The 19,805-nt window shown below is 41.4% G+C and carries 18 protein-coding genes; 10 read left to right on the top strand and 8 right to left on the bottom strand.

The genetic code is table 11. The features are described 5' to 3' along the window. Window positions 1-398: 398 nt before the first annotated feature. From FTU92_RS08340 to htpG, 3 genes are all read left to right on the top strand, one after another. Entirely contained in the window at window positions 399-1,019 is a 621-nt protein-coding gene (locus FTU92_RS08340; protein WP_136144749.1) for an OmpW family protein, read from the top strand. Window positions 1,020-1,191: 172 nt separating this feature from the next. Next, window positions 1,192-1,536 carry a lysozyme inhibitor LprI family protein gene (locus FTU92_RS08345; RefSeq protein WP_180096072.1) on the top strand — a complete coding sequence of 115 codons (345 nt, stop codon included), beginning with the start codon at window positions 1,192-1,194 and terminating at the stop codon, window positions 1,534-1,536. A 94-nt stretch (window positions 1,537-1,630) separates the two neighbouring features. Further along, window positions 1,631-3,547 (top strand): molecular chaperone HtpG, encoded by a 1,917-nt coding sequence (gene htpG / locus FTU92_RS08350; protein ID WP_004975801.1) that lies wholly within the window; start codon window positions 1,631-1,633, stop codon window positions 3,545-3,547. Between the two features lie 140 nt (window positions 3,548-3,687). Here the strand turns inward: htpG and FTU92_RS08355 are convergent, their stop codons facing one another. From FTU92_RS08355 to FTU92_RS08370, 4 genes are all read right to left on the bottom strand, one after another. Continuing rightward, window positions 3,688-4,833, bottom strand: coding sequence for a hypothetical protein (locus tag FTU92_RS08355; protein WP_104852938.1), 1,146 nt, complete (start codon window positions 4,831-4,833; stop codon window positions 3,688-3,690). A 94-nt stretch (window positions 4,834-4,927) separates the two neighbouring features. Beyond that, window positions 4,928-6,424 carry a hypothetical protein gene (locus FTU92_RS08360; protein ID WP_179991234.1) on the bottom strand — a complete coding sequence of 499 codons (1,497 nt, stop codon included), beginning with the start codon at window positions 6,422-6,424 and terminating at the stop codon, window positions 4,928-4,930. 10 nt (window positions 6,425-6,434) lie between these two features. After that, the gene (locus FTU92_RS08365; protein WP_004975807.1) at window positions 6,435-6,614 is read right to left on the bottom strand and encodes a hypothetical protein; all 180 of its coding nucleotides are present in this window, start codon (window positions 6,612-6,614) and stop codon (window positions 6,435-6,437) included. Between the two features lie 328 nt (window positions 6,615-6,942). Further along, window positions 6,943-7,107 carry a hypothetical protein gene (locus tag FTU92_RS08370; RefSeq protein ID WP_019836107.1) on the bottom strand — a complete coding sequence of 55 codons (165 nt, stop codon included), beginning with the start codon at window positions 7,105-7,107 and terminating at the stop codon, window positions 6,943-6,945. A 373-nt stretch (window positions 7,108-7,480) separates the two neighbouring features. On the opposite strand from FTU92_RS08370, the gene FTU92_RS08375 reads away from it, so the two are divergent. Then, window positions 7,481-7,681 carry a dodecin family protein gene (locus FTU92_RS08375; RefSeq protein WP_180096074.1) on the top strand — a complete coding sequence of 67 codons (201 nt, stop codon included), beginning with the start codon at window positions 7,481-7,483 and terminating at the stop codon, window positions 7,679-7,681. Between the two features lie 171 nt (window positions 7,682-7,852). Here FTU92_RS08375 and FTU92_RS08380 read toward each other — a convergent pair whose 3' ends face one another. After that, the gene (locus tag FTU92_RS08380; RefSeq protein WP_004975810.1) at window positions 7,853-8,554 is read right to left on the bottom strand and encodes a DsbA family protein; all 702 of its coding nucleotides are present in this window, start codon (window positions 8,552-8,554) and stop codon (window positions 7,853-7,855) included. A 253-nt stretch (window positions 8,555-8,807) separates the two neighbouring features. Between FTU92_RS08380 and FTU92_RS08385 the strand changes: the two genes are divergently transcribed. Then, window positions 8,808-9,557, top strand: coding sequence for a hypothetical protein (locus FTU92_RS08385; protein ID WP_104852942.1), 750 nt, complete (start codon window positions 8,808-8,810; stop codon window positions 9,555-9,557). Between the two features lie 108 nt (window positions 9,558-9,665). Next, window positions 9,666-9,938, top strand: a complete 273-nt coding sequence (locus FTU92_RS08390) for a hypothetical protein (protein WP_004975814.1) — start codon at window positions 9,666-9,668, stop codon at window positions 9,936-9,938. Between the two features lie 145 nt (window positions 9,939-10,083). Here FTU92_RS08390 and fadA read toward each other — a convergent pair whose 3' ends face one another. Together fadA and fadB are read right to left on the bottom strand one after the other, a co-directional pair. Then, window positions 10,084-11,256 carry an acetyl-CoA C-acyltransferase FadA gene (gene fadA, locus FTU92_RS08395; protein WP_004975824.1) on the bottom strand — a complete coding sequence of 391 codons (1,173 nt, stop codon included), beginning with the start codon at window positions 11,254-11,256 and terminating at the stop codon, window positions 10,084-10,086. Window positions 11,257-11,268: 12 nt separating this feature from the next. Further along, a complete protein-coding gene (gene fadB, locus FTU92_RS08400) occupies window positions 11,269-13,422 on the bottom strand; it encodes a fatty acid oxidation complex subunit alpha FadB (RefSeq protein ID WP_179993495.1) in 2,154 nt (717 codons plus the stop codon). Between the two features lie 486 nt (window positions 13,423-13,908). Between fadB and lpxO the strand changes: the two genes are divergently transcribed. Then, window positions 13,909-14,823 carry a lipid A hydroxylase LpxO gene (lpxO, locus tag FTU92_RS08405; protein WP_180096076.1) on the top strand — a complete coding sequence of 305 codons (915 nt, stop codon included), beginning with the start codon at window positions 13,909-13,911 and terminating at the stop codon, window positions 14,821-14,823. Window positions 14,824-14,937: 114 nt separating this feature from the next. After that, window positions 14,938-15,354: a PH domain-containing protein gene (locus FTU92_RS08410; protein ID WP_180096078.1), complete on the top strand. Its 417-nt coding sequence runs from the start codon at window positions 14,938-14,940 to the stop codon at window positions 15,352-15,354. Between the two features lie 358 nt (window positions 15,355-15,712). Here FTU92_RS08410 and FTU92_RS08415 read toward each other — a convergent pair whose 3' ends face one another. After that, window positions 15,713-16,777 (bottom strand): AAA family ATPase, encoded by a 1,065-nt coding sequence (locus tag FTU92_RS08415; RefSeq protein ID WP_178318335.1) that lies wholly within the window; start codon window positions 16,775-16,777, stop codon window positions 15,713-15,715. A 185-nt stretch (window positions 16,778-16,962) separates the two neighbouring features. Between FTU92_RS08415 and uvrC the strand changes: the two genes are divergently transcribed. Both uvrC and FTU92_RS08425 read left to right on the top strand, forming a co-directional pair. Next, the gene (gene uvrC, locus FTU92_RS08420; RefSeq protein WP_004975832.1) at window positions 16,963-18,762 is read left to right on the top strand and encodes an excinuclease ABC subunit UvrC; all 1,800 of its coding nucleotides are present in this window, start codon (window positions 16,963-16,965) and stop codon (window positions 18,760-18,762) included. 224 nt (window positions 18,763-18,986) lie between these two features. Continuing rightward, window positions 18,987-19,781, top strand: coding sequence for a thioesterase family protein (locus FTU92_RS08425; RefSeq protein WP_096901351.1), 795 nt, complete (start codon window positions 18,987-18,989; stop codon window positions 19,779-19,781). The last annotated feature ends 24 nt before the right edge of the window (window positions 19,782-19,805 follow it).

Consider the following 19,805-nt stretch of genomic DNA (forward strand, 5'->3'; position numbering starts at 1 on the left):
TCTAATATTAGAATGAAGATGATTTTAATTCTCTTTATTTAATTTTAATAATTTTTATTGATTTTCTATGATTTAAAAATAGAAAATTCTGAGTGAATTAATCAATTTAAAATAAATTTGTTTAATTTTTAAATAAATATAAGATGTATTTTAAATAGATATTTTAATTTAATTTTAAATAAAATTGAGTAATATAGTCGGGAAATAATAATATAAACTTTATTAATTAACTAGGGTTTTAAAACCAAGTAATTTGGTCTATTTAAAGTAAATTTATATAATAATGAATGAGTTGTAAAATAATTTAAAATATATGTTTAATATGTGTTGCATATTAATAGCAGTCATGTTTAATATTAATTAAGCGTTAAGATTTTTATTCTAAAGGTGGTTTTAAAATGTTAAAGCAAGTTGCTCTAATTGCATTAATGGGTATGTCTGCTTCTGCAATGGCTGGTCAATGGCAAGTTAAAGTTGGTGGTTCTGTTATTTCTCCAACTGCTGATACGAATGTTACAAACCCTGCACTTGGTACTTTTGAGGCTGACCATGAATATGCATTTACGCCTTCAGTAGAATATTTCTTTAATGACAATATCTCTACAGAGCTTTTATTGGCTGCACCAATTAGTCATGATGTAGCTCTAAATGGTAATGATGTTGTAAAAATTAAGCACTTACCGCCAACACTAACTGCAAAATATCACTTTAAAAACTCAACTGGTTTTACCCCATACATTGGGGTGGGTGGTACAGCATTTGTTGCTTGGGATGAAAAAACGTCAGGTGCTTTAGCTTCTTTGGATGTAAAAGTTAAAGAAGACTTTGGTTTTGCAGGTCAAGTTGGTTTTAACTTCCAGCCAGCTGATGCGAAAAACTGGGGTGTGTTCTTTGATGCACGTTATGCACAATTGAGTCCAGAAGTAACTGCTAAAACGGCTGCAGGTGCAACGGCGGCTAAGTTTGATTTAGACATCGACCCAATGGTGTATACCATCGGTTATAGCTACAAATTCTAATCATAAAACGTAGCTCTTTATAATAATAAAAATCAGCGCAACCCCATCTTTATGATGGGGTTTTTTATTGCAAAAAATAACAAATGAATCGAATGAAAAAATTGAGTGCATGTGCCATGTTCATTTACAGTCTGAAAGATAAAGTAAAGAACGATAAAGAAGGAATTGATTCATGTTGATAAAATACGGTTGGCTTGTGGGTGTTGGTTTAATGCTGAGTGTCGCGGGGCATGCGGCGAGTTTTTCTTGTGAGAAAGCCAAAATACAAACGGAGTATGCCATTTGTGAACATCGTGCGGTTAATGATGCCGATGTGAAAATGGCAACCACCTATCGTATCGTCAGCCGTTTGGTCGCCATGGGGACGCGTTCACAAATTCGTGATGAACAATTTCGCTGGTTAGAGTTGCGTGATCGTTGTGGCGCTTCCGTCGATTGTTTAACCCAAGTGTATAATTTGCGTCAGCAGAAATTAGAGGATCATTTAAATCAGGTCTATCAACGTGCACCTTTTTAAATTTTTCTGGGTTTAGGCTTGAAAAATTAGGCAATCACTCCAATTCATTAACACATCCAACAATAACCATGTTTATGAATTTAAGGAGTGATGAATGAGCGAGCACAGCCAAAAACACAGTTTCCAAGCCGAAGTGGCGCAGTTATTACATTTGGTGACCCATTCTCTTTATTCCAACCCTGAAATTTTCTTGCGTGAACTGATTTCTAACGCATCGGATGCCTGCGACAAATTACGTTTTGAAGGCATCAACCATCCTGAATATTATGAAAATGATCCAGATTTACGTGTGCGTATCCGCTTAGATCAAGACAAGAAAACCCTGACCATTTCAGACAATGGCATTGGTTTAAGTCAGCAGGATGCGATTGAGCATTTGGGTACCATTGCCAAATCGGGCACCAAAGACTTTATGTCAAAATTGACGGGCGATCAAAAAGCCGATGCGCAATTGATTGGTCAATTTGGTGTGGGTTTCTATTCAGGTTTTATCGTGGCAGATAAAATTACTGTGGAATCACGCCGTGCAGGATTGGCTGCAGATGAAGCCGTGCGTTGGAGCAGTGCGGGTACTGGCGAGTTTGATGTCGAGCAAATTCACAAAGCAGAACGGGGTACCGATATTATTCTGCACTTGCGTGAAGATGCGCTGGATTATTTAGAAAGCTACAAAGTTAAGCAGATCATCAATAAATACTCTGATCACATCAGTTTGCCAATTCAAATGCAGAAAGAAGTATGGCAGCAAGAAGAAGCAGCTGAAGGTGAAACACCGAAAGCAGGTCAGTATGTGAAAACTGATGAGTGGGAAGCAATTAACTCGGCCAGTGCGTTGTGGACGCGCAATAAAAACGAAATTAGTGCAGAACAGTACATTGAGTTTTATAAAAACCTCAGCCACGATTTTGACGCACCATTGGCATGGGCGCATAACCGTGTTGAAGGCAGTACTGAATACACTCAGTTGTTGTATGTGCCAAGTAAAGCACCGCACAACATTTTTACTCGTGAAGCCAAAGCGGGGATTAAATTGTATGTGAAGCGCGTATTTATTATGGATGAGGCAGACAACCTGATCCCGAACTATCTACGTTTTGTACAAGGTGTGGTGGACAGCGCCGATTTGCCATTGAACGTGAGCCGTGAGTTATTGCAAGAAAGCCGTGATGTGAAAACCATCCGCGAAGGCAATACCCGTCGTGTGTTGACCATGTTGGACAATTTAGCCAAGTCTGAAGATGAAAAAGACCAAGAAAAATTTAAGCAATTCTATCAAGAATTTGGTTCAGTTTTAAAAGAAGGCTTAGGCGAAGACTTTGGCAACCGTGAACGTATCCTGAAATTATTACGCTACGCTACTTCAAGTAATGATGACATCAGTACCTCATTGGCGGACTATAAAGCGCGAATGAAAGAAGGTCAGAAAGCCATTTACTACGTTACGGCAGACAACTTGAACGCAGCAAAGCATTCTCCACAGTTGGAGTTGTTTAAGAAAAAAGGCATTGAAGTGTTGTTGATGGCAGAACGCGTAGACGAGTGGGCGATGAACTTTGTGCAGGAGTTTGATGGCACGCCAATGCAAAACGTATCTAAAGGTGCGGTTGATTTAGGCGATCTACAAGATGCTGAAGAGAAGAAAGCTTTAGACGCGGCTGCAGAACAATTTAAACCTGTGGTTGAGCAATTGTCTGCATCTTTAAGCGGTAAAACCAAAGAAGTGCGTGTGACTACACGTTTGGTTGATTCCCCTGCTTGTTTGGTAACAGGTGAAGGTGAACTGTCACCACAATTGATTCGTATGTTGAAGGATGCAGGGCAAGCTGTACCTGATATGAAGCCAATTTTGGAAATCAACCCAGAGCATCCTTTGGTGAAAAAATTACAGGACTCCAATCAATTTGATGATTTGGCGCATGTGATTTTTGATCAAGCTGTGATTGCTGAAGGTGGCTTGCCTGAAGACCCAGCGGAATATGTGAAACGTATTAATAGCTTACTGTTAAAGTAAGTCTGCTTTCGCATGAACATGATCGATGATGCGTTGTACAAATAATGCATCGTCATCTTGCAAGATCATCTTGCAAAAAAACCAAGTCCTGTTCGCAAGACTTGGTTTTTTAATTTGGCTTGATTGTAGATGTTACCTGTTTAGAAAATGGCTTCTAAACGCACTAAAGCACCGAGATAATGATTACGATCTGCGCGATCATCATTTAAATAATTGACATCGCCCTGAATAAAGAACCATTCACGTAAAAATGGTTGACGCCAAGAGACAAATGGCCCCCAACGATTTAAACGTAAGTCATCATCGTGATAATAACCGCCTGTATAAATGCCATAGTTAAAGCGGTTGCCTGCAAAGAATTGATGTTGTCTAAAGGTGTAGTTGTCCCAAACCAAATCATCATCTTGTTCATCGGCATAGGTCAGGCTAAATTGATTGGACAAGAAAGCCTGATTGGGGCGTGCGTGCGTGAGCTCCAAGTTGGTTCTGAGATAATTTTCACTGTCGATGCCATAACGATAAATTTGTTCGGCATGAAAAGAGAAATCATTTTCCAAAGTCCAGTCTTTAGAGGCTTTTAAACGCAGATAAATATCATCGCCAGAACGTACCCCTAAATCGACATCTGTTTCAAAAGGTAGACGCTCGGCAAAGTTCGACCAACGTAATGCCAGAGAACTGTTGTCTTCACGGCTACGTTTGCTGTCTACAGTTTTGTCTGCATCATGCGCTGGGTTTTCGTTGGTAATGGCGACGTTATTTTGCAATTCGTTATCGAGCGAGTCATCACCAAAGACCACACTGAGTTTATTTTCAAGCGTAGGCAGTTTGATTTTCCCGCGAATACGAGGTTTGACTTCATATTCATTATGCTTATCCCAACTGCTATCGACCAAAACCCGCAAAGTGGCTGAGGCAGGCTGTTCAGGACTTGGTTCACCAAACCAGTTATCCAGTTTATGTGCTGTTTTATCTGCCCAGTTGCGAATATTTTTTTGACGTTGATCGAACCAAGTTAAATGTTCCGTTTCTGCGGTGGCAGGTACAATGGGTTCATTGGATTGTTCGGGTAACACCGTCGGTGTAGCATCAATCCAACGTGGAATCGTGTAATAAAAACTGCTTTTATCTACTGCACTTGGCGGAGCGACAGGCAATTCATAAGGTGGCAGTGACGTATGGGCTTGATCCACTGCTTGAGTTGATTCTTGTGCAAAAGTGATGCCTGCGACCCCACTTAAGAGACAGCTTAATATAAAAGGCGATGTGTGCTTTATTCTTGACATTATTTACTGATCTTTAAGCCATTTTTGTTAGTGTTGAAAATCTATGAGATAAAAGCAAGACTTGGCTACAAAATCATAATATAAACGGCAGTTTTTAGGCAGAAACCTCTTTTTCTTGATACATTTGAAGTGCTTGGCATAACTGCAAAGCATCAATCGGTTGCTGTAATTGGGAGATGACTTTTTGAATCATTTGCCAACTAATACCTTGTTGTCGATCTAATAAAATGTGCGGTATAGCTTGTTCAGTACGGGACAGTTGTAAGCGCTTTTGACCATGAATCACACGAATTTTTTGTCGTTCTTTCAGTAAAATCAAAGGGGTATGACTCTGTGCTTCACTTTCTTCAAACTGAATAAACTTAGTAGTTTGAATGTGCTGTATCGGAATGAAAGGAAAATAATGCTCTTGCTGCCACACGATTTGAGCATCATGACTATAGCATTGAAAAAGCTGATCGAAATCAAATAAATGTTCTTGTAATTTTTCCCAAGAAATTTCACGTATTGCTGCAATTTCATGTTCAAACTGTTGGCAAAAGTTTTGAGTCAAACGAATCGCTTGCATTTGATCTAATGCGCCAAGCAGTACCACATATTTAATAAAGCGTCCTTGCGTATTGGTTTGTTCTGCCAAATATACCGCACGCGCCAACACCTGTTGCTGATCTTCTTCGGGATCAGACAAATGCACCAATACATCGGCATATTGCGTGACTTCTGGCGCTTCAGGCAAAAAGACCCGATACAACTGTGCTGACTCATTTTGACTAAGATTGAGCGCAGAAATTGGGCAGCTATATTGGCTTAACAATAGATTATAAGCTGGGTTGACGCTTGGTTTTTGCGTGCCAGCCGTCATCTGGGCAGTATCTATTGTCGTTGCATCAGGCTGAGTTATATCCAATGTTGCATTGGAAATGATCGTTTGGTCTGCTGTCGGTTCAATTGTAAGTTCATCTTTAGCCACGTCCAAAACTTGAGTATCAGACGAGGCAACTTCTTCTGTAGCGATGTGGTCTGTAATGAATTCAAATTGAATTGGCGAATCTACAGCTTTATTTTCTTCCAAGTCTGCAGTGACAAAGACTGGCTGAGTTTGCGCAGCTTCTAGAACTGCAGCTTGTTTCAGTTCTGCATCGGTTTGAAGGCAGTGATACTGTTGCTGCTGTTCCAACATCCAGCGATAGACCTGCTCTAAATCTTGAAATTCGCTTAGCAGAGCAGTGCGGTCTGCAGCAGGAATTAACCAAATTTGCCAACCTGCTCTCGGTTGATACAAAATCGCCCAACCTGCTTCAGGCTGTTGATAAAGTGCTGTTTCAAGTGCTTCAAGTTGTGTAAATACGCCACGAAAAGATTGTGCATATAAACTTTGTTCTGCAAAAGTTACCGCAGTTTGAATTGGATTTTGTGAGGCTTTAAATGTGAGCAACTGTTTTTGAAAAATCGGTTTATCGCACAGCATAAAAATTTCTTTAATGCGTGCTTTGGCTTTGGCTGTTTCATACAGACTGAGTCTTTTATGCGTTAAAGCATCAATTAAGTCGCGTAATTCTTTAATCAACAGTGATTTTTCTAGTGTATTCATTGATGCATACTTAAATATGTTGTTGTGCTTTTTCCAAATAATCTGCCAAGACAATATTCAGAGCCAATTCAATCAATTTATATTCTGCCGATTGTGGTTGAGGATAGCGTTTGGCTAATTCGATTAAATGGCTGACCTCAATCGCTTGAGGTGGAATTTTTCTTTGTATAAGTGCTTGAAGTTGTTGCATAGGCATCTGCTATAGCAATGAAAACAAAATCACTTTAATTATATGGATTTAATTAAAAAATACATGCTAAAAATTGTCAGCTTTTGTGCTTTTTTAGACATTATTGACAAAAAATGCGCTTTTTATATGAAAAATAATCAAAAAAATTTAAATCGCAGTGCCAAAAAAGTATTAGCAATTGGGTAGAACACAGTTTTTAGATGTTGCATGGACGATTTAAAGCAAATTTAGCATTAGAAAAACAAACAGCAGCCTGCTTTAGACTGCTGTTTGGGGAGAGAAATGGGAGAGATTAATACAGCTAAAATTAGTGGATAAAACGCGTAACTTAAGCTGCCTTTTGCGAAGTTGGTTCATTTACAACAGCTTCAGATGCAGCCGATTCTGTATTCACTTTTTGAGTTGGAAAATCAGGTACATGCACAATTTGAGCAGATACATTTGCAGCAATTGCTAAAAGTGAAACCATCAAAACAGATTTAAACATATTCATGGGAATATCCATCCAAAGTGTTAATGTCTAGGCAGAAGAATAGACATCGTAGGGAGATCAAACGAAATAAAAAATTCACATGAATCATAACAAAGTTTAAAATTTACAAAATGATCATTTCGGCAATTATTTTAAAAATAGCAATATAAAACAATATATTAGAGTTTTAGCTCTAGTTTTTTTGTAGGCTTAAATGGTTGAGATGTCTGCAAAATTTGTATTTAGATAAGTCTGAAATGCGGGTGAATGGTGACAGTTTTTGACAGTGTGAAATCATGTAATGTTTTGGCTGTGATTGGTTAAACAGTCTAAAAATGCGGTTTTTTTAATCTATGATGGAATTCCAATAACGATAAAGGACAGTGAGAAAATCATGGCAATTGCAAAAGTAGTTGAAGTTAATTCAAGCAGTACAAAAAGTTTTGAAGACGCGATTCAGACTGGAATCGCCAAAGTGACAGAAACGGTTAAAAATGTCCAAGGGGCGTGGATTAACGAACAAAAAGTGGTGGTTAAAGACAATCAAATCACGGAGTATCGGGTCAATTTAAAAATCAGTTTCTTGGTTGAATAACACCTCGCTTCGTTAACGAAGCATAGTAAGATGACAACTAACCGAAGCATGGTTGCGGGCCAAAGCTGGAACTTTGACCCATTTTAAAAGCACAAAAAATCCAGTAATGGGATTTTTTTGTGCGTCTAATCAGCCGGAAGAACACTATTCAGCCTTGTCTGTATTTCAATCTTAAGCTTTGGGTTCAGACACATCGCATTGTTCTGCATCGCAGCTTGCTGCATCTTCAAGCTCTAGCTCGCTTGCTGTTTCAAGGGCTTTTTGCAGAACTTGCACAAAGACTTCACGTGGCTGCGCACCTGCTAAAGCAATACGCTGATCAAATACGAAGAACGGTACGCCAGTGACGTTTAATTGTTCACGTGCAACTTCTTGGTCAAATTTTACAAAGTCGGCATATTCGTCAGAATCTAGAACATCATCCACTTCTACAGGATTCAGCCCAATACGTGATGCAACATCTTCCAGTGTTTCACGCTCGCCAATTGCCAAACCTTGAGTCATATAGCTATAGAAAAAAGCCTCTTTGGCTTCGCTGCCCAAGCCTTTGCTTTGCGCTAAATGCACCAAGCGATGGGCATTAAAGGTATTGCCAGAGTTGGCATTTTCCCATTGAAAGTCAATGCCTTCAGCTTTTGCCATTTCGGCAATATTACGCTGCATGTCTTCTACTTCGGCAAGGCTGCGCCCATATTTTTGTGCCAAACGCTCTGAATTGGACACTTCCTGACGCGGTGGCGCATCTGGATCGAGTTCAAAACTGTGCCAATGCACTTCTAATTCTACACCTGCTTCTTCAGCAGCAGCCTCTAAACGTTTTTTGCCGATATAGCAAAACGGGCAAACAATATCTGACCAAATATCAACGCGCATGAACAATCTCAAATTCTGTTTTTTACTAAGATGGGGATGTTACATAAAATTTAAAGCATAAAGCGATGCTAAACTTATTTTTGAGCATCTGGTCAAATAGCGTCATGGATACAGAATCATATAAAGGTATAAATGAATTGATTTATTTCACTATATTCTAATGGCTGCATTAGAAAATAAGCATAAAATGCTATACAAATGTGACAGGCTTCACGCTAAGATATTGCAAATACTAAAAAATAAGAGGGCACGCATGCGACGTATAGTGCTAATTATAGGATGTGCAACGCTGCTGATTTTTGGCGGGATGTTTTATCAATATCAACAGCAGCAAAAACAAGTCACTCAATTGCATGCTTATCAAAATGTGATTTATGAAAAAGCCGAACAAATTTTTGTACAGGCACAGGATTGGTCTAAGCCGATTCAAATTGACTTAAAAGATAATCGTTTAGATGGAGACTATCAAATTATGGCGAGTTTTGTCTTGAGTCACATGGTGCAAAGTGCCGAAGCGCGCAATAGCTATTTACGTGAATTAAAAGCCTTGAATTGGGATCAGTTTTTAGATCCTCAACGACTTGCTGCAGATAAAAAACAAGACTATGCCGATACCGAAGCCATGTTGGTGCAAGTACGTGCCATGGTAGAGCTGTATCAGGAACATTTAGAACAGCATGAAGCGATGGCTTTGGAGCAGATTGAGAATCTTGAAATCAATCATAATTTGCGCCGTCATTTAGCAGAATCTTTGCTAGAAAGCCGCCATAATGACCAAGGACACGCATTATTTGAATTGGAAAAGAAAAATTTGGGTAAGGCGTATGTGTTGTTTGCAATTTTAAAAAACAATAAATGGGAGCTCAAAAACAATACCTTCATGTTCTATGAAGATGCAGCCTTGAAAGAATTTAATGCGGTATATCAAGAGATGGTGCAGCTCAATACGCAAATGCAAGAGATCACTCAGCAGCATCAGCGGGCACTGGAAAGCAAGTTGTAAGGTCTGGCAAATCCTTACATCAAATTGTCAAAAGAATGTCATCTGCCGTTCAAATCTCTTGCCTAAACTGTGCCTGTTGATTTAATTGCTCAGCTAGGCAGGTCCAATATGAACAGCATTCAAGTCTTTGATGATATTCAACAACTGTATTTGCAATTCTTAGAAAATAAAAACTACCCGAAACTCGAAAATTTAAATAATTGGGGCAAGAACCGTTACTTCTTTAATCAGCACTTTCGTTTGGTTGAAGATTGGCATCAGACTGAACAAATTGTGATTGAATTTAATCAACAATATTATTGCTTGGATACAGGCAGCGCCCCAGACTTTATGGATAAAGAACGCTATATGACATGGTTGATGGGGGAGTTGTTGGTTTAAGCCGTGCAGGTAAATCACAACTGATCAGCCATCTAGTCTTCAAGATAACAATGCAAAAGAATAAAATTTAAAAATTAGAACAGCTCAAAACAACAAAATAAAAAATCCCCGCATGATGCGAGGATTTTTTTATTACGAAGACTTTTTACACACGCTCAATAATTGTCGCGATACCTTGACCAAGACCGATACACATGGTCGCAAGACCAATTTGCGTGTCTTGTTGTTCCATCACGTTCAACAACGTGGTGGTGATACGCGCACCTGAACAACCCAATGGGTGACCGAGTGCAATTGCACCACCGTTCAAGTTCACACGATCTTGCTGATCATAAATGCCTAAGCCTTTTAGAACAGATAGACCTTGTGCAGCAAACGCTTCGTTTAATTCAAAGGTTTGAATGTCTGCAATTGACAAGCCCGCACGTTTAAGTGCTTTTTGCGTTGCAGGTACTGGGCCATAACCCATGATTGCTGCATCACAGCCTGCAACGGCCATAGAGCGAATCACCGCGCGTGGTTTCAAACCTAATGCTTGTGCACGTTCAGCAGACATAAGCAACATAGCAGAAGCACCATCAGACAATGCTGAAGATGTCGCCGCAGTTACGGTACCGCCTTTCGGATCAAATACAGGACGTAAAGCTTGGAATGCTTCAAGGTTAGCATCTGGACGAATCACTTCGTCGATGTCGCATAGTTGTTTAAAGCCGTTTGCATCATGACCTTCAATGCCAATGATTTCGTTTTTAAAACGGCCTTCTTGCGTTGCAGCCCATGCACGACGGTGTGATTCCACACCAAAGGCATCTTGCTCTTCACGAGAAATACCGTTCATGCGACCCAACATTTCAGCAGTTAAGCCCATCATGTTTGAGGCTTTGGCATAGTGCTTCGATGCAGCAGGGTTGATGTCGATACCGTGCATCATGCCCACATGGCCCATGTGCTCTACACCACCAATGATGAAAATATCACCCTGATTGGTTGCAATTTGTGCCGCAGCGGTGTGGATCGCTTGCATTGAAGAACCACACAGACGGTTCACAGTTTGACCTGCTACTGTTTTTGGAAGATCAGCCAATAAAGCAATATTACGACCAATGTTCATACCTTGTTCTAGGGTTTGGTTAACACAGCCCCAGATCACATCTTCAACTTCGTTGACATCAAACTGGTTACGAGCAACTAAAGCACGAACCAATTCTGCCGATAGACTGTCAGCACGTACATTGCGGAACATACCGTTTTTGGTTTTACCCATTGCAGAACGTACGCCATCAACGATGACAACGTCACGTGGATTTAAAGTAGCCATTCACGTTGCTCCTTAACCGTAGAATTTTTTGTTGTTAGCAGCCATGTCACGCAACATTTGTGGCGCTTCATAAGCTTTTCCTAAGTGTGCATACTTGTCGCAAAGCGCAACATATTCAGCAACACCTGTTTGGTCGATGTAACGGCATGGACCACCACGGAATGGAGGGAAACCTACGCCCATAATCATCGCCATATCTGCTTCAGATGGTGTCGCCACGATGTTGTCTTCTAAGCAACGTACAGTTTCGTTACAGAACGCAAGCATCATACGGTCAATGATTTCTTGTGCATCAAATTCGCGTTTTTCAGATGTTGCGACAGATGCTACAAGCTCATACGCAGTTGGGTCGACCACTTTGGCTTTTTTGCCTTTACGATCCAATTCATATTTGTAGAAACCAACGTCATTTTTTTGACCTAGACGTTTGTTTTCGTACATGACTTGGATTGAGCCTTTATAGTCTGGCTTCATACGGTCTGGGAAACCTTCTGCCATGACTTCTGCACCGTGAACGCCCGTGTCGATACCGACAACGTCCATCAGGTAAGCAGGGCCCATTGGCCAGCCGAATTTTTCCATGACTTTGTCAACTTGCTGGAAGTCTGCGCCATCTTTAAGTAACAAGTCGAATGCACCAAAGTAAGGGAACAATACGCGGTTCACCAAGAAGCCTGGGCAGTCATTCACTACGATTGGTGTTTTACCCATTTTCTGAGCAAGCACCACAGTAGTCGCAATCGCTTCAGGTGAAGTTTTTTCACCACGAATCACTTCTACCAATGGCATCATGTGCACTGGGTTAAAGAAGTGCATGCCGACAAAGTTTTCTGGACGTTGTAGGTTTTCTGCCAAACGTGTAATCGAAATGGTTGATGTGTTTGACGCGATAATGGTGTTTTCACGTACTGATTTTTCAGTTTCAGCCAACACAATACCTTTGACTTTCGGATTTTCAGTCACGGCTTCAATCACGATATCTACTTCTTTAAACTCGTCATAGCTTAAAGTTGGGCGGATACGTGCCAAAGTTTCACCCATTTTGGCAGGTGTCATTTTTTTACGTTCAACTTGCTTGGTCAGCAATTTGTTTGCTTCAGACATCCCCAATGCCAATTGTGGGTTGCCAATGTCTTTCATGATAATTGGTGTGCCTTTGCTTGCCGCTTGGTAAGCAATACCGCCACCCATGATACCCGCGCCGAGTACAGCCGCTTGGTTAACAGGATGCGCACCTTTTTCATATTTTTTCGAGGTCTTCTTCACCACTTGGTCGTTGATGAACAAGCCAATCAACGCGCCTGCTTGTGGCGTTACCGCAGCTTTAGCAAAGCCTTCCGCTTCCGCTTTGAGTGCGTCATTACGTGGCAAGCTTGCACCTGCTTGTAAAGAATCAAGCATGAGTTTTGGTGCAGGGTATTGTGCAGGATTCGCTTTGGCTAATACCGCACCTTTTGCAGTGTTGAACGCCATCATTTGTTCAAGTGGGTTCAATTTCACTGGGTCTAATTTTTCTTGGCGTTTTGCTTTCCAGTCCAAACGACCTGCAATGGCTTGTTTAACCAAATCAAGCGCAGCCGCTTGTAATTGATCTGCAGCAACTACAGCATCTACAGCACCGTCTTTAAGTGCAGCATCAGGACGTTTAGGGTTGGCCATTGCCATCCATTCAACCGCATTGTCGATACCAATAACGCGGCTTAAACGAACCGTACCACCAAAGCCCGGGAAAATACCGAGTTTGATTTCTGGTAAGCCTACCTGTGCTTGGTCTGACATGACACGGTAGTCACATACCAAACACATTTCAAAGCCACCGCCCAATGCCATACCATTGATTGCAGCAACTTTAGGAATTTCTAAATCTTCAAAAGCATTGAAGATGTCGTGAACAGGCAATGCCCAATCCACAATAGCTTGTTCGCCTTGAGCGAAGTTTGCGCCAAATTCGGTGATGTCTGCACCCACGATAAAGGTTGATTTTGCAGAAGTGACGATTAAACCTTTCACTTCATTGTTTGCTTTAACAGCCTCAATCGCAGCTTTAAAGTCTTCAATCGTTGCACGGTTAAATTTGTTGACCGACTCACCTTGTAAGTCAAAGCGGAATTCTGCAATTCCGTCCGAAAGCATTTGGACGGTAATGGCATTGCCAGCGTGGATCATGCCTGATCTCCTTTATTTTGGAGGACTTCTAAGTTGATGTTATGAAGCGTGTGCGATAGTCCTGCACACATATATGCCTCGCTAATCTTACGATAACTATATCGAAAAAAAATATAGCAAGTTGTATCAAGCCGTGACGCAAGGGTCATGATTTTTCTCATAGCTCGGAATTGCTTTTTGACCCGATTTTAAAATCCTATGTTTAAAGAAAGATGAAAGTGATTGTTTTCTCTTTTATTTTTAATCAGGTTGTATTGCATTTTCGATTTAGAAAAGCTTGATAAATAGATGTTATCAGTGGGTTGTTTTGGACAGAAAAGTAAATCCATCGTTTGGATGGTGATGTTTTAAAGCGTGAAGCTGGATAGGGGGGATAGCGATTTGCAATGCTGTGTTCTATTTTCTGCTATGACCTCATGCGCTGAAATTGAGTAGAATATGCGCCATTTTTGAAATTCAGCTGTTTTCAGCAATTTGGGTTGTTCTATGTTGAAGTGGATTATTCTGGCGATTTTTATCGCTTCAGCGTTGTATATTCAACAGCGCGGCAAGGTGCGTCATAGTTTTTATCGTCAGTTTTTTGACCATTCTACCATTCTCGCACCGATCAACTATTTAATGTACTTATTTTCTAAAGTGCCGAATCAACCTTATATCGACACCCAGCACTTTCAAGATTTAAAGGTTTTGGATGACAATTGGGAAATGATTCGTGATGAAGCCAAAGCTTTGTATGAACAGGGTGGTATTAAAGCTTCAAGTAGCTACGATGATTTGGGATTTAACTCATTCTTTAAAACAGGCTGGAAGCGTTTTTATTTAAAATGGTATGACTCCGCGCATCCATCTGCCGCAGAATTATGTCCAAAAACCACAGCATTATTAAAAACTTTGCCTAGCATTAAGGCGGCGATGTTTACTGAACTAGCGCCCGACAGTCGTTTAGTGCGTCATCGTGACCCGTATGCAGGTTCATTGCGTTACCACTTGGGATTGATGACACCAAATGATGACCGTTGTTTTATTGATGTCGATGGGGAGCGTTATTCATGGCGTGATGGTGAAAGTGTGGTGTTTGATGAAACCTATATTCACTATGCTGAAAATGGCACTTCTCAAAACCGTATTATTTTCTTTGCCGATGTCGAGCGTCCGTTAAAATCACTCTGGATGCAAAAGTTTAATCACTGGTTTGGCAAAAATGTGATGACCGCAGCAAGCTCTCCGAATGAAGCAGGCGATCAGACGGGTGGCTTAAATAAAGTCTTTGGCTATGTCTATCAAGTGCGTTTAAAAGCCAAGGCTTTAAAAGCTAAAAATAGTCGTGTGTACTATTTCTTAAAATGGTTTTTAATGCTCGGGATTTTCTTCTTAATTTTTATTCGCCCTTATGTGTTTTAGAGTATCACAACGCCTTTCGGGGCGTTTTTTTATGACATTTTTGAGCAATTTCAGCAACGAGCTTTAATCCAGACCTACTTTTATGTATAGAATGAAGTAAATAGGGGAATTTTTATGCAAACGTTTCGTTCTAAAAAAGATTGGTGGGTTTTGGCTTTTGTAATTTGTATGTCTGGTCTATTGATTCAGTTATTGCTGACCATGTACGCCAAAGGCACGATGTCAGCATTTCCTGTGCACACTGGGGTGTATTTCATTACCATTTTTGTGTTGTGGTGGCCTGTGTTCAATACGCGTTATCAGGTTGATGCAGAACGCTTGCAGATCCGTTGCATGTTTTTAAAATGGGATATTCCGCGCGACAGTATTCAAAAAATATCTAAAACCAATAATTCTGTAGCGTCACCTGCTTTGTCGCTGAAGCGTTTAAAAATTGATTATCTTCAAGCGGGGCAGCCAAAATTTGTATTGGTTTCACCTAAAGATCAGACCAAATTTAGTCAAGCCTTGGGAATGGAAATTACCGACTAATCCCTAGGGTCTGTTGACATTTCATAAATGGCTTGCGCTGTAGGCTAAAACTGAGCAGATCAGGCATGAAACGCAGGGAATAGCGAGACTATTGCCAAGTTTCATAACGCAATCTGAGAAAGTTTTAGCCACAGCCTTTCAGGACGAGCATATTTTTTGCTGCTATTGCGTTATGAGTCAGTCATTTAGAATGACTAAATTTCCTGCCTCATGCCTTATATCAGCTAAAAAATATGCATCGTCGCAAACATAGACGAATTGTCAACAGACCCTAGGCTTTTTAAGCAAAAATAAGCATCAAAACTTTGAGGATGAGCAGAGTGGCATTCTCAAGATTCACGCAGTATAAGTCGCGGGTTTATTCTATTTTGAGGTGCAATTGATTTGCACTGCAATCTACCCATATTTCCGATTTTTCAGGATGACTTAAAAAATACAAAGCTAAAATAGGCTCAAGTTCGGTACGAATTTTGCGCCCCAAATGCCGTGCGCCGTAACGAATATCATGCCCCTGATAAAAATAGGCTTTAGCTGCTGCAGTCAGTTCGACTTGGCGCTGTTGATGCTGCAGGCGATGGTTTAACTTTTCCAATTCAATTTCAACCAATTGCGGCAGGGCATCAGCAGATACCGCTTGATAATGCAAACTACGGTCAATCCGATTTAAAAATTCAGGGTCAAATTTACGCTGCATGACTTTTTCAATGATCCGTTGTGTGGGCATGCGTTTTAAGCACAGTTGTTGTACTTTTTGCGGCAACAGATTCAATTTATCTAAGTATTGTTGTGCGGCTTGAGCACCCACATTGCTGGTCATAAAAATCATGCAATTGCGAAAGTCGATGGTTTTGGTGCCTGCAGTCAGGGTCAGTTTGCCTGTATCTAGCACATTCATTAAGCCACGTATCACTTCGCTTGAGGCTTTTTCCAGTTCATCAAATAACATAATGCCTGGGCGGGTGTGCGAACCTGCAATCGCAGTTTCATCAAATAAACTATGGCCTTCTTTAGAGCCGACATAGCCAGGAGGCGCGCCTGTGAGTGCAGCCGCATAGTGTTCCTGCGCCAAGGTATTCATATCAATGCGGCAGAAGGCATCGGGGCGACCATAAATGGCTTCGGCAATCAGGCGCACCGTTTCGGTCTTGCCAACACCTGTCGGGCCAAGCATTAAAGTCACTGAAAGTGGTCGCTCTGTGCTGGAGAAATCGGCCTTGACCACATACAGCATTTTTTCGATTTCATTCAGCGCTGCATCTTGTCCAATAATCCGTTGACGTAACAATTGCATGACTTGTGTAGGTTCAAAATGAAAGCGCGGCTTGCCAATCAAACGGTCTTTGGCGGATACATACTGATGTGTACTGATCGGCTGGGACGTTGCGGATTGAATGGTCGGTATGCCGTGTGGTGCGGTCGTCATCCTGCACTTTCCTTCTGCTGACAAGATGCCTGAGCATAGCAAATCTTGTGTTGCCGACTGATCGTTTTTAGCACTGAGCTGATCGTTTTAGTGGATAGATCATGCGCTATGCCACAGGATAAAGCTTGAAAAAATCAGATAAAGCAGCACATCATGTAAAGAATGTAGCAAGAATAGGATGACTCGTGAACCCAAACGCAGGTGAGCATATCGAGAAAATTTTGGCAAATATGACCCAATTGCCAGGGGTTTACCGTATGTTGGGTAAAGACGGGGAGTTGTTATATGTCGGCAAAGCCAAAAATTTAAAAAACCGAGTGTCGAGTTATTTTGTCAAAACCATCGAGCATCCTAAAACGCAGGCTTTAGTGGCGCGTATTTATGATATTGAAACTTTGGTGGTGCGTTCCGAAACTGAAGCGTTATTGCTTGAACAAAATCTGATTAAGCTGCATCGTCCACCGTACAATATTATGCTGCGCGATGATAAGTCCTATGTTTATATTTTTGTGTCGGCAGATCAGCCTTATCCGCGTATTGCCAGTGGACGCGGCAAAGGCAAGCATCAGATAGGCAAGTTTTTTGGGCCTTATCCGAGTGCGTACAATGCCCGCGATACTTTGGTGGTGTTACAAAAACTGTTTAATGTGCGGCAATGTGAAAACAGTTATTTTGCTCAACGGCAGCGTCCGTGTTTGCAATATCAGATCAAACGCTGTTCGGCACCGTGTGTAGGATTGATTTCGCCCGAAGAATATAAAGAAGATGTTAATAATTCGATTCGATTTTTACAGGGCGATAGTAAAGAACTGAATCAGCAATTGATTGCTAAAATGGAAGCTGCAGCCGAAGCGTTGGAATTTGAAAAAGCAGTCTTTTACCGTGACCGTATGGCTTTGTTGCGTGATGTGCAGGCACAGCAAGCCATTTATAAACTCAAAGGCGAAGCCGATATTATCGCAATTGCTTATCAGGCAGGTGTGACCTGTGTGCAAATTATGCATGTGCGCAATGGCAAAATGCTGGGCGGTAAAAGCTATTTTCCTGATATGTTGGGCGATGATTTGGGGCAAATGTTGGCCGATTTTATTGCCAACTTTTACTTTCAGGTGGCCGATGAAATTCCAGCGGAATTGATTGTTAATGTGGAAGTGGCAGATTGCAAAGAGTTGGAACAAGCCTTACAGCAACACTTCGATAAAAAAATTCAAATTAAACATAAAGTGCGTGAAACCCGTGCCGAGTGGCAAGAATTGGCACAAATGAATGTGCAGCATGCCATTAAAGGTAAACTCGCCAATCACTTTGAATTAAATGAGCGTTTTCATCAGTTAGAGCAAGTGGTTGGACGCCCGATTGATCGGATTGAATGTTTTGATATTTCGCACACTATGGGCGAAGACACTGTGGCATCTTGCGTGGTATTTGACAGTGGTGGTATTCGCAAACGTGATTATCGACAATTTTCAATTCAGGATATTCAGGCTGGAGATGACTATGCTGCCATGCGCCAAGCTTTAACGCGCCGTTATAAAAAAGCCATGCTGCCCGATTTATTGCTGATTGATGGCGGTAAAGGGCAGTTGAATATGGCGATGGAGGTCATGCAGGAGTTAGGATTGGATGCCTTTATGATTGGGGTGTCCAAAGGCGAAGGACGCAAACCTGGTCTAGAAACGCTACATTTTACCGATGGCAGCAAAATTCAGCTGCCTGAAGATCATAAGGCGCTGCATTTGATTCAGCAGGTACGTGATGAAGCACACCGATTTGCAATTACCAAGCACCGTGCCAAGCGCGATAAAAAACGTGGCTCATCAATACTTGAAGTGATTCCGGGCTTAGGGCCAAAACGTCGTCGTGATTTACTCACCCATTTTGGTGGCATACAAGGTGTCCTGAAAGCTTCTGAAAAAGAGTTGACTTTAGTACCCGGACTGGGTGAAGTAATGGCGCGTACGATTTATAAAGTGCTGCATGAATGACTAAATTTCCTGCCTCATGCCTTATATTAGCTAAAAATCTTGCGAGATATATCTCTCACGTCGCAAACATAGACGAATTGTCAACAGACCCTATTTACTGCATAAAAAGCAGTATTTTCTACAAAGGTAAATAGCAAAAAAGTGCATTGACTCTGTCGTCATTGAACATTCACATCAGATCGAAACCCTGTAATATCAACCACAACATTGTTTAAGGAAAAGCTATGTCGTTGCTACAGACCTATCAAGCCATTGCCGAGCAAGAATGGATAGACATCCCGCTTGGGTGGTTACAGGGGCGCACTATTTATGGTGGATTGGTGGCAGGTTTGATGATGCAAAAAGCCCAGCTTTGTATTGCCGATCCGAAAAAGCGCTTGCTAAGCAGCAGTGTCACGTTTGTCGGACCTGTGCAACAAGGTCGGGCACGGCTCACGGCGGAAATTCTGCGTGAAGGCAAATCTGTGACCAGTGTCGAAGTTCGTTTATGGCAGGATGATGCAGTACAAAGCATTTTAATTGCCAGTTTTGGTGCGGCACGTGAATCCAGCATTGTGGTGCAACAAGAACGTACTGCGCCCAATTTTCCACCTGCAACGGAATTGCCTGTTACACAGCATCATCCTTTAGCACCTGAATGTTTTCAGCAGATGGATTTGGTTTGGTCTGAAGGACAATATCCGTTTACTGCTAGTCATAAACCTGATTTTGCAGGCTGGATGCGTTTTAACCCAAAACAGCATACGAATCGTGCCATGACCATTGCCGATTTGATGGTGGCTTTTGATATGTGGCCGCCTGGAGTACTGCCGATGTTTGAGCAGCTCGCTCCTGCCAGTTCACTGACTTGGCATGTGACCTATGTCAATCCTTTGCAAAATCAGCTGCAAGATTGGATGAAATATAAAGTTTTTACCGATCATGCTAGCGGTGGTTATGCCACAGAATATGCGCACTTATGGGATGATCAGGATCGGCTAATAGCGATTGCCCGACAGACCATCACCGTGTTTGCCTAGTGACACCTACTAGCATTTCGTATA

Origin of the sequence: Acinetobacter sp. YH12205 (assembly GCF_013418125.1) — a bacterium.
Taxonomy (GTDB): Bacteria; Pseudomonadota; Gammaproteobacteria; order Pseudomonadales; family Moraxellaceae; genus Acinetobacter; species Acinetobacter towneri.

What these genes read in the sequence shown, in the direction of transcription:
- FTU92_RS08340 (WP_136144749.1), top strand. Translation starts at nt 399, where the DNA reads ATGTTAAAGCAAGTTGCTCTAATTGCATTAATGGGTATGTCTGCTTCT.
- FTU92_RS08345 (WP_180096072.1), top strand. Translation starts at nt 1,192, where the DNA reads ATGTTGATAAAATACGGTTGGCTTGTGGGTGTTGGTTTAATGCTGAGT.
- htpG (WP_004975801.1), top strand. Translation starts at nt 1,631, where the DNA reads ATGAGCGAGCACAGCCAAAAACACAGTTTCCAAGCCGAAGTGGCGCAG.
- FTU92_RS08355 (WP_104852938.1), bottom strand. Translation starts at nt 4,833, where the DNA reads ATGTCAAGAATAAAGCACACATCGCCTTTTATATTAAGCTGTCTCTTA.
- FTU92_RS08360 (WP_179991234.1), bottom strand. Translation starts at nt 6,424, where the DNA reads ATGAATACACTAGAAAAATCACTGTTGATTAAAGAATTACGCGACTTA.
- FTU92_RS08365 (WP_004975807.1), bottom strand. Translation starts at nt 6,614, where the DNA reads ATGCAACAACTTCAAGCACTTATACAAAGAAAAATTCCACCTCAAGCG.
- FTU92_RS08370 (WP_019836107.1), bottom strand. Translation starts at nt 7,107, where the DNA reads ATGAATATGTTTAAATCTGTTTTGATGGTTTCACTTTTAGCAATTGCT.
- FTU92_RS08375 (WP_180096074.1), top strand. Translation starts at nt 7,481, where the DNA reads ATGGCAATTGCAAAAGTAGTTGAAGTTAATTCAAGCAGTACAAAAAGT.
- FTU92_RS08380 (WP_004975810.1), bottom strand. Translation starts at nt 8,554, where the DNA reads ATGCGCGTTGATATTTGGTCAGATATTGTTTGCCCGTTTTGCTATATC.
- FTU92_RS08385 (WP_104852942.1), top strand. Translation starts at nt 8,808, where the DNA reads ATGCGACGTATAGTGCTAATTATAGGATGTGCAACGCTGCTGATTTTT.
- FTU92_RS08390 (WP_004975814.1), top strand. Translation starts at nt 9,666, where the DNA reads ATGAACAGCATTCAAGTCTTTGATGATATTCAACAACTGTATTTGCAA.
- fadA (WP_004975824.1), bottom strand. Translation starts at nt 11,256, where the DNA reads ATGGCTACTTTAAATCCACGTGACGTTGTCATCGTTGATGGCGTACGT.
- fadB (WP_179993495.1), bottom strand. Translation starts at nt 13,422, where the DNA reads ATGATCCACGCTGGCAATGCCATTACCGTCCAAATGCTTTCGGACGGA.
- lpxO (WP_180096076.1), top strand. Translation starts at nt 13,909, where the DNA reads ATGTTGAAGTGGATTATTCTGGCGATTTTTATCGCTTCAGCGTTGTAT.
- FTU92_RS08410 (WP_180096078.1), top strand. Translation starts at nt 14,938, where the DNA reads ATGCAAACGTTTCGTTCTAAAAAAGATTGGTGGGTTTTGGCTTTTGTA.
- FTU92_RS08415 (WP_178318335.1), bottom strand. Translation starts at nt 16,777, where the DNA reads ATGACGACCGCACCACACGGCATACCGACCATTCAATCCGCAACGTCC.
- FTU92_RS08425 (WP_096901351.1), top strand. Translation starts at nt 18,987, where the DNA reads ATGTCGTTGCTACAGACCTATCAAGCCATTGCCGAGCAAGAATGGATA.